The following is a 12,215-nucleotide window of genomic DNA, read 5'->3' as shown; positions in this document are numbered from 1 at the left end:
TTAGATCGAAAACCCCTTGCGGGACATCGAGGCCGGCTGAGCCTTCTTGGCCGCCGCCGCGGAACCGGCGCCAGCCAATTCGTTCGGGGCGCCCGTGACCGCAATCGGGAAGGACCGCCTGGCCGAGGCTGAAAGCATTTTGAAGGCCGATCAGCCGGCCGATGAGGCGACGGCGAATGTCGCTTTTCTCAAGAAACTATTGTCCCGCAAGGAGGGCGCACGCGCACTCGCGGATAGCACGAAGACGACCGCAAGCGGCCGGCCTGAATGACGTCCGCGAGGAGGCCTGGGCCGTCGACCGCGATTGGCGGGGCTGGAGCGAGAGCCACGACTCGATGCTTTCGAGGCGGAACAGGCTCCAGGCCTTACGCCCGCAACTTCTTGAGGAGCGGCGCCAGGAACGAACGGCGCGGCTTCTTGGCCTCGACGCGGCCGGTCAGCCGGTGCGCGATCTGCAGGAACGTGTCGGTGGTGCGGTGGCGTGAGGCGATTTCCGCGATCATCTGGCCGTTGTTGGCCGCCGTACCGAACAAGCGCGGATCGAATGGAATCGACGCGATCGGCTTGGTTTCGATGGTCTTGGCAAAACCCTTCGCGTCGATTTCCGGCCGCTTCGGCATGCCGACCTGATTGAGACAATACATCGGCGGCTGGTCGTTGGGACGCGCCGCTTTCAGCATGCTGAACAGGTTCTTGGCGTTGCGCAGATTGGCAAGGTCCGGCTCGGCGACGATCAGAATGTCATCCGCACTGACCAGCGCGCGCCTGGCCCATCCCGACCATTGATGCGGAACGTCCAGCACGATGCAGGGCGTCGTCATGCGCAAGGTGTCGAAGATCGCATCGAAGGCCTGCTCCCCGAGGTCGTAGACGCGTTCGAGCGTCGCCGGCGCCGCCAGCAGGCTGAGACGGTCGGTGCATTTCGCCATCAGGCGCTCGATCAGTGCGGTATCGGGCCGGTCTGGCGAGAACACCGCATTGGCGATGCCCTGCACCGGGTCCTTGTTGTAGTCGAGACTGGCGGTGCCGAATGCGAGGTCGAGATCGATCACCACGGAATCCAGCGCGAGGTCGCGTGCGATCGCCCACGCCACGTTATGCGCGACGGTAGATGCGCCGACTCCGCCTTTGGCGCCGACCACAGCGATGATCCGGCCGACGGCGATGGCCTCCGACGCCGAGAACAGGCTGCAAATCGAGCGCACCACATCGAGGGCAACGACCGGCCCGATGACGTAGTCGTTGACGCCGCGCCGCACCAGTTCGCGATAGGGCGCGACGTCGTTGACGCCGCCGATCACGACGACACGGGTTCCGGGATCGCACACCGACGCAAGTTCATCGAGGCCGGCGAGAATATCGCTGTTGGCTTCGGTTTCCAGGATGATCACATTCGGGGTAGGCTGGGTGTGATAGGTATCGATGGCGCTGACGATGCCGCCCATTTTGACGGTGAGATGGGCCTTGGCGAGGCGACGATCTTCGCCTGCGGCCTGCACCGCGGCGGCGGTTTCCGTCGTCGCGCAAAAGGCCTGCACCGACACGCGAGGTGCCGGAGAAATGTAATCGTTCGCGGGCTGCTCGGTGTCCGGCTGCTCTTCGGAGTTTCGGCGGGCGCTGATCATTTGCCTGTGTCGCTGAGTTTGGCCTTCTCGGCCTCTGGATATGCGATCGCGGTCGGCTCGCCCTTGCGATACTTCTCGAACGCCGCCGTCCGCCGCGCGGTGTAGGCGGTGGTTTCGGAGCGGGGCTGCTCAAGGTCGGCCGGATTGTCGATCATTGCGGCAAGGTTGCGCTGGGAGGCGCAGCCGAAATTGTAGTACGGCTTATTGTCGGAATAGCCCTTGTTCAGGAGTGAGGGGCCGAGATCCTCGGGCCACAGCCCGCAGGGTCCGGCGACTGCCGCAATCTTCGGATAACTCAGCCGGATCGTCGCGAGCGTTCGTGGATCGTCCGGATGGTAGTGATGCAGCGCAATTCCGCGGGGAGGCACGCCGGCCGCCGCAAGCAGCGACCGGATTTCACCGTACGCGCTGGCCGCAGCCCGTGCGTTCGGCGTATCGACCGGCACGTCGGCCACAATCGCGCCGGTGCCTTCGCGGACCCAGGTTTGCGCCAGTCCGAGGACGTCGGCGCGCTGGGGAACGGAAAGGCCGCCGCGGGCATTGCCGACGAAGATAACGACCGAGCGGTTCGCTTCCTGGACGGCGATGGGATGGCGCAGGCGGTAATCGTCGGGAACGCTCGCCGTCACCACTTCTCCGCCCGACAGGTTGCACGCACCCAGCGCCACGGAAAGGCCAACGAGCGTACCGAGCAGGCGCAGCCTTCGATGGCGATCGGCAGCTGTCATGTTTGTCATCGTTCTGTCCTCGTCCCCCTAGGGCAGTGCCGGCTTAGTCAATGATGAAACCGAAATTCGGTTGGTAGTTTCCGACCGGCTCGACGCGGCCGGCGACGCCGTAGATCCGATTGATCTGGGCCAGCAGCGTCGACTGGGAATCCGTCGCCGGTGCAAACCCGTCATCGGGGCGCGACAGCTCTTTCTGGGCAACCGCCCGAACGATATAGGGCGTGACGATGACCATCAGCTCGGTCTGGTGGTTGACGAAGTCCTGGCTCCTGAAAAGCGCGCCAAGAACCGGCAACTCGTCGATGCCGGGCAGGCCGTTGACGGCCTGCTTGGTCTGCTCCTGGATCAGGCCCGCCATCGCAATCGAGCCGCCGGAAGGGATTTCCAGCGTGGTTTCCGCGCGGCGGGTCTTGATCGAAGGAATCGTCGTTCCACCTTGACCGCCGGTCAAAGCGTTTTCGGCCGAGACTTCCGACACTTCGGTCATCACCCGCAGGCTGATCCGTCCCTCGGCCAGCACCACCGGCGTGAAGTTGAGCGAGATGCCGAATTTCTTGAAGCTGACGGTCTGGACGCAATTTCCGATGGTCCCCGTCGCCGACGTTTGGCAGGTGACGCCGGTCGGGATCGGAAACTCGCCACCAGAGATAAATGTCGCGGACTCGCCGGAGATCGCCGTCAGGTTTGGCTCTGCCAGCGTCCGCACCACCCCCGCGCTTTCCATCGCGCGCAGGGTGGCCTGGACTGACGGTACACCGGATTTATTCAGGGCCGCCCCGATCAGGCTGTTGTCAGGGACGAGCGGTCCATTGTTTGCGGTGAACGGGTTGTTGTTGTTGAACTGTACGACAGAGGTGCCGTAGTTCATGCTGGCTGAGAGATCGACGCCCATCTGCTTGATGATGTCCCGCCGCACTTCGGCGACGGTGACCTTCAACATCACCTGGTCGCGACCGCGCACGACGATCGAGTTGACGACCTTGTCGGCGCCCCCCACAAGCCGCGCGGCGACATCGCCCGCCTGCTGCGCCTCGACGGGACTCGCTACCGAACCGGTCAGCATCACGCTGTCGCCGACGCCTTCGATCTGGATGCCCGGCTGGCTTTGCTGCAAGGCCGCGCGCACGCCGTTGAGGTCACGCTTGACCGCGATATCGTAAGAAGCAACCTGCTGGCCGTCGGAGTCGAAGAACACGACGTTGGTCTGACCAACGGTCTCGCCGATGATGTAGGCGCGTTGCGGCGAGCGGACGACGGCGTTGGCGATCTTGGGGTCGGCGACCAGCACATCCTTGATGTCACGCGGCAAATCGACAATCACGGATTTGCCGATGCCCAGCGCAAGAAAACGCGTCTTGGTCGGCACGCCCGCGGCCGCCGGCAATGGCTTGGTGTCGGCGGCGGTCACCGGCGTCAGGGCCGGACCAAGCGTCAGCGCGGCGACTGCCGATATCGACAGGGCGCGAACCAAAAGGGTTCGCATCGCCGGCTGAATTCCCCCGCATTTCATCTCGGACGTCCTTTCGGTCACTTCTGTGTCGTCGTCGAACTTTGGACGCCGTAGCGAACCACGTTGACGCTCTCGCCTCGCTTCGGAGACTGATCTTTTTCGGCTTGGTTCTCGGCCATGTTGATGTCGGCGATGCTGCGCAGCGCCAGCTGCAGCGTGCCGCTCTGGCGCGCGCGGGCCAGCGTCTCCGCCTGCTCGGCTTTCAGCTCGAGCGTGACGGTCTTGCCGACCACGTTGTTCTGGCCATCTTTTTCCTTCGGCGCCTGATCGATCGCGAGAACGCGAACGTTTGGCAGGATGATCTCCGAGTTGACGGCGTCGGGCGAACCCGGAAGCGCCGCATTCTTCTCGCGTTTCGAAAGGATGACGTCGACGCGGTCGTTGGGCAGAATGAAGCCGCCGGCGCCGGTTTCCGGCGAGATTTCGGTCGAGACGGCGCGCATGCCGCTGGGCAGGATCGCCGCCATGAAGCCGGAGCCGTTGGCCTTGACCAGCTTCGGCTCCCGGATCGGTTCGCCCGCGATAAAGGGGGCGCGCGCGATCGAACCGGCGATCTGTGTTGTCGCATCGGGGCGATCGCTGCGGCGGATAAAATTATTGCTGGCGGTTCCGGCCGGCCAGGTCTGCCACTGGAGATTGTCGGGGCCGACTGTCTGGCCGAGGCCGATGTCGGACTTCGCGACCAGAACTTCCGCGGTCTGCAGTTTTGCGGTTGGTTCGGCTGGGACAGGCTTGCTGTCCGACCCACTCGCGAGATATGCGGCAACGCCGCCCGCACTGAGAGCGATGGTCAGGACGACAATACGTGCGATATTCATACGCTTACTAGCTACTTTTACGCCGGGATTCTTGTACTCAAGGCAGGCGGGAACTTCCCGTCTAGGGATGACTAAGCGGTAAAAGTATAAGTGAACTTGCAGGCGAGGCCGTTTGCCGAAAGGAAGTCAGCGATTTGTCCTCATGGTGAACGGAAGGTTATCGTTCCCGGGACGAATCCGCAGATCTTTGCTGCAGTCGATTGACGTCGTTCGGTTCGGGAGCGACAGGGTCATTCGGCGCGACGGCCGGCGGAGAATCGAGCGGGCGCGCGCCTTAAGGGAGGTCCTATGCCGCGTTGAAGGCCTCAAATCCGCGCGCAAGGTCGGCCTTGAGATCCTCGACATTTTCGAGGCCGATGTGGAGGCGCAAGGTCGGGCCGCCCGGCGCCCATGGGGTGGCCGTGCGATAGCCCGCGCAGTCGAACGGAATGACGAGGCTCTCGAAGCCGCCCCATGAATAGCCCATGCCGAATAATTCGACGGTGTCGAGCAAGGCATCGACGGCCTGTTGCGGCGCCGGCTTGAGAACAATGCTGAACAGCCCGGACGCGCCGGTAAAATCCCGTTTCCAGATCGCATGGCCGGGATCGCTTTCCAGGGCAGGGTGCAGCACCCTGGCGACTTCCGGCCGTGCCGCCAGCCATCGCGCCATCTCGAGCCCGGAGCGATGATGCTGCGCCAGCCGCACCGCCAGCGTGCGCAGACCGCGGATCGCCAGGAACACGTCATCCGGCCCGGCGCAGACGCCGAGCAGATGGATCGCCTCGGCGACCAGCGGCCAGGCCTTGGCATTGGCCGAAATCGTGCCGAACATGATGTCGGAGTGGCCGCCGATATATTTGGTCGCGGCCTGCATGCTGATGTCGACGCCTTGCTCCAGCGAGCGGTGAAACAGCGGGGTCGCCCAGGTGTTGTCGTCGATCACAAGCGCGCCGCGCGCATGCGCGACCGAGGCGATCGCGGGAATGTCCGGCATTTCGAAGGATTGCGACCCCGGCGCTTCGAGCAGCACCGCTTTGGTGTTCGGCTTGAACAATCCGGAGATGCCGGCGCCGATCAACGGATCGAAATAGCTGGTTTCGACGCCATAGCGGGCGAGCAGGCCGTTGCAGAAGTTTCGCGTCGGACGGTAGGCGTTGTCGCAGACCAACAGATGATCGCCGGCTTTCAGCACCGCGAGCAGCGTCGTGGTGATCGCGGCAAGGCCCGAGGGCGCAAGACCGACGCCGGCGCATTGCGGACCTTCGAGCGCCATCAGCGCCTGCTGCAATGCCTTGGTGGTCGGGGTTCCGCGGCGGCCATACTGGAACTCGCCGCGATGGGCGTGCAGATCATCCGCGGTCGGATAAAGCACAGTCGAGCCATGGACCACCGGCGGATTGACGAATCCCTTCTGCGCCTTGGTATCGCGCCCGGCCGTCACCAGCGTGGTTTCTGCCTTCCGCGGCTTCGATACTCCATCATCTCCGGAAGATTTCATGCGTTCGCCACCAAGACCTTTTGCCGCAGCCACGACGCCTTTTTGTTGAGCAAACCCGCCAGGCGGCGGATACTGGCCGGGTTTGTTAATAACAGGACACGGAAGAGGGCCGTCAACCCCTTGACCCGGATCGCCAGTCGTTCTGTGATGCCGCGAACTATTCAGTCGCCGCACGTTGAGGGGCCTGCCGCGATCTTCGATCCATTGTTTGACCGGATTGCGCGCCAAACTGCCTGTCATACCGGCATTTGCGGCAGTGGATCACAGGATTGGCCCATCGGTGTGCACGACGACGAGCAAATGTTCCCGGACGACCCTTGAAAGGCTTTGTCATGAAACGCGTATCTCTGGTTCTCACCCTTGCTTTCGCCGCGGCTCTCTCGACCCAGGCCGCATCAGCGCAAACGCTCAAGACGGTCAAGGACCGGGGCATGCTGTCCTGCGGCGTCAGCCAGGGCTTGCCGGGTTTTTCATCGCCGGACGACAAGGGTAACTGGACCGGCCTCGACGTCGATATCTGCCGCGCGATCGCTGCCGTGATCTTCGACGATCCCACCAAGATCAAGTTCGTGCCGTTGTCGGCGAAGGATCGCTTCACGGCCCTGCAGTCCGGCGAAATCGACGTGCTGTCGCGCAACACGACCTGGACGCTTTCCCGCGACACCTCGCTCGGCGCCAATTTTACCGGCGTGACCTATTACGACGGCCAGGGCTTTCTGGTGAAGAAATCCCTCAAGGTGAATTCCGCCCTCGAACTGAACAGCGCTTCGGTCTGCGTGCAGACCGGCACCACCACCGAGCAGAATCTCGCCGACTACTTCAAGAGCAACAACATGAAGTATGAGGTAATCGCATTCGGCACCGCGGACGAGACCGTCAAGGCCTATGAATCCGGACGCTGCGACGTCTTTACCTCGGACGTGTCGCAGCTCTATGCCGAGCGTCTGAAGCTTGCCAATCCGGCCGACCACGCCGTGCTTCCGGAAGTGATCTCGAAAGAGCCGCTCGGCCCGATGGTGCGCCACGGTGACGATCAGTGGTTCGATCTCGTGAAGTGGACGCTGTTTGCCATGGTCGACGCCGAGGAGCTCGGCATTACCCAGAAGAACGTCGACGACATGGCGAAATCGGACAAGCCGGAGCTCAAGCGCGTGTTCGGCACCGACGGCAATCTCGGCGAGTCGCTCGGCGTCACCAAGGATTGGGTGGCGCGGATCGTGAAGGCGGTCGGCAATTACGGCGAAACATTCGATCGTAACGTCGGCGCCGGCTCCAAGCTCGGCATCGCCCGCGGCCTCAACCAGCTCTGGAACAAGGGCGGAATTCAGTACGCGCCGCCGATCCGCTGATCGCCGGCCGTACGGCCGCGGCGATGAGCATCGAGCCCCGACACCCGCCGTCGCAGTTTGCCGCCAGACTGCGGCACGTCCTCGGTGGCCGCGCGGGCTGGAAGGGATTTGCCGTCCAGATCGTGTTTGTCGCCGCCCTGGTCTGGATCGGTTACGAAATCGTCGCCAACGCCCGCGCCAATCTGGAGTCGCAGCGGATCACCTCCGGTTTCGGATTCCTGAAGAACACGGCGGGTTTTGACGTCAGCCAGAACCTGATTCCGTATTCGGGATCCGACACCTATACCCGCGTGTTCTTCGTGGGCCTGCTCAATACGCTGCTGGTTTCGGTGATCGGCATTTTCTTTGCCACCGTGATCGGATTTCTGGTCGCGCTGGGCCGGCTCTCGCCGAACTGGCTCTTGTCTCGGATCGCCGGCGGCTATGTCGAAGCGATCCGCAATGTGCCGCTGCTGTTCCAGATCCTGTTCTGGTATCTCGCGGTGCTTGGCGCGCTGCCCAATCCCCGACAAAGCATTTCGCTGCTCGACAGCTTCTTTCTCAGCAATCGCGGACTGGTGATTCCAAGGCCGGTCGGCAATCCCGGTTTCGAGCCCTTCGTGGTTTCCCTGCTGGTCGCGGTCGTCGCAGCCGTCGGGTTGTGGCGTTACGCGCGCCGGCAATTGTTCGAAAGCGGCAGAGTGATCAAGATCTGGCCCTACCTTCTGGGTCTGCTGGTCGGCCTGCCGCTGCTGTCCGTGCTGATCTTCGGCGCGCCGGTGACGTTTGAGATGCCCGTTCTCAAAGGCTTCAATTTTGCCGGCGGCTCGCGCGTCATTCCGGAGTTCGTCGCGCTGACGCTGGCGCTGTCGACCTATACGGCGGCCTTCATCGCCGAGATCGTGCGCGCCGGCATCCTGTCGGTACACAAGGGGCAGATGGAAGCCGGATCATCGCTCGGGCTGCAGCGGGGCTCGGTGTTGCGGCTGATCGTGATCCCGCAGGCGATGCGGGTGATCTTGCCGCCGCTCACCAACCAGTATCTCAACCTCACCAAGAACTCGTCGCTGGCGGTGGCGATCGGCTATCCTGACCTGGTCTCGGTATTCGCCGGAACCACGCTGAGCCAGACCGGGCAGGCGATCGAGATCATCGGCATCACCATGGGCGTCTATCTCCTGATCTCGCTGGTGACGAGCGCGATCATGAGTTTCTACGGTTGGCGGATCGGCCGGAGCATGGGCGGATGAGCGAAACCACGGCATCTGTTTTCGTCCGCCAGGAGCTGATTGCCGAGCGCGCCGCGCCGGTCAAGACCACCGGCTTCGTCGGCTTCCTGCGCACCCGGCTGTTCAATTCGCCGACCAATATCCTGCTCACGATCGTGAGCGCGCTGCTGTTGTGGTTCGTCGCGGTGCCCGCGCTGAAATTCCTGCTGGTCGATGCGGTCTGGAGCGGCACCGACCGCAACGCATGCCTTGCCGAGAATGCCGGACATCCGGTCGGCGCCTGCTGGCCGTTCATCCAGGCGAAGTTCAGCCAGCTGATGTACGGGTTCTATCCGGAGTCGGAGCGCTGGCGGGTCAACCTGACGTACGTCCTTGCCGCGATACTGCTGTTGCCCCTGTTGATTCCGCGGTTGCCCGCCAAGGGCCTCAACGCCGGGCTGTTTTTCTTCGCGTTTCCGGTCGTCGCCTTCTTCCTGCTGCATGGCGGCGGGCTGCAAGGTTTCGGCGTCAGCTGGACGGCTGGAATTCTGTCGGGCTTTAGCGACAGCATCGGCGAAGCCGGCCGACAACTCGCCAAGGCCGGACAGACCACAGCCGTGATCGGCCCGGTGCTGTGGGCGCTCGGCAAGCTGGTCGTCCTGCTCAGTACCGGCATTTCCTGGTTGCTCCGGCCGCTGACCTGGCTGCGCGATCAGATCAGGATATCCGGCCAACCAGTGTGGCTCGATCTGGTGGTGACGGCTGCGATCGTCTCGGTCCTGCTGTTCTGGTTGAGCGGAGGCACGCGGTCCGGCTGGCGCCCGCTGATCGGCAGCCTTGCGTTCTTTGCCGGCACCGGAATCGTGATCGCGGTGATGGGGATCGACCGCGGCGGATTGCCTGTCGTGGATACCCGGCTGTGGGGCGGGCTCTTGGTGACGCTGGTGCTGTCCGTCACCGGCATCGTGGCCTCGATGCCGGTCGGCATCGCGCTGGCGCTCGGCCGGCGCTCGACGATCCCCCTGATCCGGATTTTTTCGATCATCTTCATCGAATTTTGGCGCGGCGTCCCACTGATTACCGTGCTGTTTTTCGCAACCTACATGCTGCCGCTGTTCGTGCCGACGGGTTTTACCGTCGACGGACTGGTGCGCGCTTTGATCGGCATCGCGCTGTTTGCCGGCGCCTATCAGGCCGAGGTGATCCGGGGCGGACTGCAGGCGATCCCGCGCGGCCAGGACGAGGCGGCGAGTGCGCTCGGCCTGTCCTGGTGGAAGGCGACGGCGCTGATCGTGATGCCGCAGGCGCTGCGCCACGTCATTCCCGGCCTCGTCAACAGCTTCATCGCGCTGTTCAAGGATACCTCGCTGGTATTGATCGTCGCATTGTTCGATCTGCTCGGTTCGTTGCGCGCCGCGTTCTCCGATCCGGTCTGGGCGACGCCCACGACCCTGTTCACGGGTTTCGCCTTCACGGGCATGATCTATTTCGTCTTCTGTTTTGGAATGTCGCGTTATTCGCTGTTCGTCGAGCACCGGCTGAACGCACACCGGCGCAATTGAGCAAATCATCATGACCGACAACTCGATCGTCAACATTATCGGCCTAAACAAATGGTACGGCGACTTTCACGTGCTGCGCGACATCAACCTCGATGTCGCCAAGAGCGAACGCATCGTGATCTGCGGTCCGTCCGGCTCGGGCAAATCCACGCTGATCCGCTGCATCAACGCGCTGGAGGAATTCCAGGAAGGCGAGATCGTGGTCGACGGCATCGAACTCGGTCCGAATCTGCGCCGCGTCGACGAAGTCCGGCGCGAGGTCGGCATGGTGTTCCAGAGCTTTAACCTGTTTCCGCATCTGACCGTGCTGGAGAACTGCACGCTGGCGCCGATCTGGGTGCGTAACATCCCCAAGAAGGATGCCGAAGCGGCCGCCATGAAATATCTGGAGCGGGTGAAGATCCCGCATCAGGCCAGTAAATATCCGGGCCAGATGTCCGGCGGCCAGCAGCAGCGCGTCGCCATCGCGCGCGCCCTTGCCATGAATCCGAAGGTCATGCTGTTCGACGAGCCGACTTCCGCGCTCGATCCCGAAATGGTCAAGGAGGTGCTCGACACCATGGTCGACCTCGCCAAAGAAGGCATGACCATGCTGGTCGTCACCCACGAAATGGGATTTGCCCGCGAAGTGGCCAACCGCATCGTCTTCATGGACGCCGGCCAGATCATCGAATCGAACACGCCGGAAAACTTCTTCGCCCATCCGCAGCACGCGCGGACCAAACTTTTCCTCAGCCAGATATTGCGGTAAGTTTGACGAACGGGACGCAAAGGGGATAACGAATGGAGAACCGGGAAATTTTCATTCGCCATCCTGACGCGCGACTCGTCGTGGGATTCGGCCACCGAAAATATTGACGCCTGGCGGCCATCACACCTTCTCGAACGGCACGTCGATCTTGCTGCGACGTTCGAGCCATTCCGGTACCGGCAGGTTCTTGGAGCGCATGAATTCCGGATTGAACAGTTTGGACTGATAGCGGTTTCCGGAGTCGCACAGGATGGTGACGATGGTCTTGCCGGGTCCGAGCTGGCGGGCGAGGCGAATGGCGCCGGCGACATTTACTCCGCTCGAGCCGCCGAGGCACAGGCCTTCGTGCTCGAGCAGTTCATAGATCACGCGCACGGATTCCTCATCGGGAATCAGAAACGCGTCATCGACCTTCGCTGTTTCGATCACGGGCGTGACTCGGCCCAGCCCGATGCCTTCGGTGATCGAATCGCCCGGTGTCGATTTGACATGGCCGTGCTTGAACAGTTCATACATCGCGAAACCTGGCGGATCGGCGCAGGCGTTGACGATGCCCGGGTGCTTTTCCTTCAGATAGCGGCTGGTTCCGGCCAGCGTTCCGCCGGTGCCGACCGAGCAGATGAAGCCGTCGACCCTGCCGCCGGTCTGTTGCCAGATTTCCGGCCCCGTGGAATCGTAATGGGCCTTGGCGTTATCGAGATTGTTCCACTGATCGGCGAACAGCACGCCGTTCGGCTCGGTCTTGCGGAGCTGTTCGGCGAGCCTTTTGCCGACATGCTGGTAATTGTTCGGATTGCTGTAAGGCAGCGCCGGTACTTCGATCAGCTCCGCGCCGCATAGCCGAAGCATGTCTTTCTTCTCCCGGCTCTGGGTTTCCGGAATGAGGATCATTGTCCGGTACCCACGCGCGCTCGCCACCACCGCAAGGCCAATGCCGGTATTGCCGGCGGTCGCCTCCAGCACCAGGCCGCCCGGCCTGAGATCGCCGCGCTTTTCGGCTTCCAGGATCATCCATTTGCCCGCGCGATCCTTGACCGACTGGCCCGGATTCATGAACTCGGCCTTGCCGAGGATGGTGCAGCCGGTCGCTTCCGAAGCGTGCTTCAGCTTGATGAGCGGCGTATTGCCGATCGCTTCGACGACGTCGTTGTTGATTCTCATGTCAGGACAAGCGCCAGTCAGTTGCCAAATCTGGCAACGACCCT

11 protein-coding genes are annotated in these 12,215 nt (G+C 62.8%); 5 read left to right on the top strand and 6 right to left on the bottom strand.

Annotated features, from left to right (window positions below):
• Positions 1 to 46: 46 nt before the first annotated feature.
• Positions 47 to 271 (top strand): hypothetical protein, encoded by a 225-nt coding sequence (locus tag QZ213_RS04955; protein ID WP_291684942.1) that lies wholly within the window; start codon positions 47 to 49, stop codon positions 269 to 271.
• A 94-nt stretch (positions 272 to 365) separates the two neighbouring features.
• Here QZ213_RS04955 and QZ213_RS04950 read toward each other — a convergent pair whose 3' ends face one another.
• From QZ213_RS04950 to metC, 5 genes are all read right to left on the bottom strand, one after another.
• Positions 366 to 1,625, bottom strand: a complete 1,260-nt coding sequence (locus QZ213_RS04950) for an AAA family ATPase (RefSeq protein WP_291684940.1) — start codon at positions 1,623 to 1,625, stop codon at positions 366 to 368.
• Complete coding sequence (locus QZ213_RS04945) at positions 1,622 to 2,362, bottom strand: CpaD family pilus assembly protein (protein ID WP_291684939.1); 741 nt, start codon at positions 2,360 to 2,362, stop codon at positions 1,622 to 1,624. The genes QZ213_RS04950 and QZ213_RS04945 overlap by 4 nt, the downstream gene beginning before the upstream one ends.
• Positions 2,363 to 2,396: 34 nt before the next feature.
• Complete coding sequence (locus QZ213_RS04940) at positions 2,397 to 3,836, bottom strand: type II and III secretion system protein family protein (protein ID WP_291684938.1); 1,440 nt, start codon at positions 3,834 to 3,836, stop codon at positions 2,397 to 2,399.
• Between the two features lie 44 nt (positions 3,837 to 3,880).
• Positions 3,881 to 4,681, bottom strand: a complete 801-nt coding sequence (gene cpaB, locus QZ213_RS04935; protein ID WP_291684937.1) for a Flp pilus assembly protein CpaB — start codon at positions 4,679 to 4,681, stop codon at positions 3,881 to 3,883.
• A 286-nt stretch (positions 4,682 to 4,967) separates the two neighbouring features.
• Entirely contained in the window at positions 4,968 to 6,161 is a 1,194-nt protein-coding gene (gene metC, locus QZ213_RS04930) for a cystathionine beta-lyase (protein ID WP_291684936.1), read from the bottom strand.
• Positions 6,162 to 6,493: 332 nt separating this feature from the next.
• Between metC and QZ213_RS04925 the strand changes: the two genes are divergently transcribed.
• From QZ213_RS04925 to QZ213_RS04910, 4 genes are read left to right on the top strand one after another with little or no spacing between them, the layout of a single operon-like run.
• Positions 6,494 to 7,510 carry an amino acid ABC transporter substrate-binding protein gene (locus QZ213_RS04925; protein ID WP_291684935.1) on the top strand — a complete coding sequence of 339 codons (1,017 nt, stop codon included), beginning with the start codon at positions 6,494 to 6,496 and terminating at the stop codon, positions 7,508 to 7,510.
• A 23-nt stretch (positions 7,511 to 7,533) separates the two neighbouring features.
• Positions 7,534 to 8,739: an ABC transporter permease subunit gene (locus QZ213_RS04920; RefSeq protein WP_291684934.1), complete on the top strand. Its 1,206-nt coding sequence runs from the start codon at positions 7,534 to 7,536 to the stop codon at positions 8,737 to 8,739.
• Entirely contained in the window at positions 8,736 to 10,259 is a 1,524-nt protein-coding gene (locus tag QZ213_RS04915) for an amino acid ABC transporter permease (protein ID WP_291684933.1), read from the top strand. Before QZ213_RS04920 ends, QZ213_RS04915 begins: the two co-directional genes overlap by 4 nt.
• A 10-nt stretch (positions 10,260 to 10,269) precedes the next feature.
• Positions 10,270 to 11,010, top strand: a complete 741-nt coding sequence (locus tag QZ213_RS04910; RefSeq protein ID WP_291684932.1) for an amino acid ABC transporter ATP-binding protein — start codon at positions 10,270 to 10,272, stop codon at positions 11,008 to 11,010.
• Between the two features lie 120 nt (positions 11,011 to 11,130).
• On the opposite strand, the gene QZ213_RS04905 is transcribed toward QZ213_RS04910, so the two are convergent.
• On the bottom strand, positions 11,131 to 12,171 hold the full coding sequence (locus tag QZ213_RS04905; RefSeq protein WP_291684931.1) for a cysteine synthase A: 1,041 nt from the start codon (positions 12,169 to 12,171) through the stop codon (positions 11,131 to 11,133).
• Positions 12,172 to 12,215: the final 44 nt, after the last annotated feature.

This window comes from Bradyrhizobium sp. (assembly GCF_017881085.1).
In the GTDB taxonomy this organism is placed as follows: Bacteria; Pseudomonadota; Alphaproteobacteria; order Rhizobiales; family Xanthobacteraceae; genus Bradyrhizobium.
This window is presented reverse-complemented; position numbering and strand designations above follow the sequence as displayed.

Excerpts from the sequence above, each read along its gene's own strand:
- QZ213_RS04905 (WP_291684931.1), bottom strand. The coding sequence starts at position 12,171 with ATGAGAATCAACAACGACGTCGTCGAAGCGATCGGCAATACGCCGCTC.
- QZ213_RS04940 (WP_291684938.1), bottom strand. The coding sequence starts at position 3,836 with ATGCGAACCCTTTTGGTTCGCGCCCTGTCGATATCGGCAGTCGCCGCG.
- cpaB (WP_291684937.1), bottom strand. The coding sequence starts at position 4,681 with ATGAATATCGCACGTATTGTCGTCCTGACCATCGCTCTCAGTGCGGGC.
- QZ213_RS04920 (WP_291684934.1), top strand. The coding sequence starts at position 7,534 with ATGAGCATCGAGCCCCGACACCCGCCGTCGCAGTTTGCCGCCAGACTG.
- QZ213_RS04910 (WP_291684932.1), top strand. The coding sequence starts at position 10,270 with ATGACCGACAACTCGATCGTCAACATTATCGGCCTAAACAAATGGTAC.
- QZ213_RS04945 (WP_291684939.1), bottom strand. The coding sequence starts at position 2,362 with ATGACAAACATGACAGCTGCCGATCGCCATCGAAGGCTGCGCCTGCTC.
- QZ213_RS04925 (WP_291684935.1), top strand. The coding sequence starts at position 6,494 with ATGAAACGCGTATCTCTGGTTCTCACCCTTGCTTTCGCCGCGGCTCTC.
- metC (WP_291684936.1), bottom strand. The coding sequence starts at position 6,161 with ATGAAATCTTCCGGAGATGATGGAGTATCGAAGCCGCGGAAGGCAGAA.
- QZ213_RS04950 (WP_291684940.1), bottom strand. The coding sequence starts at position 1,625 with ATGATCAGCGCCCGCCGAAACTCCGAAGAGCAGCCGGACACCGAGCAG.
- QZ213_RS04915 (WP_291684933.1), top strand. The coding sequence starts at position 8,736 with ATGAGCGAAACCACGGCATCTGTTTTCGTCCGCCAGGAGCTGATTGCC.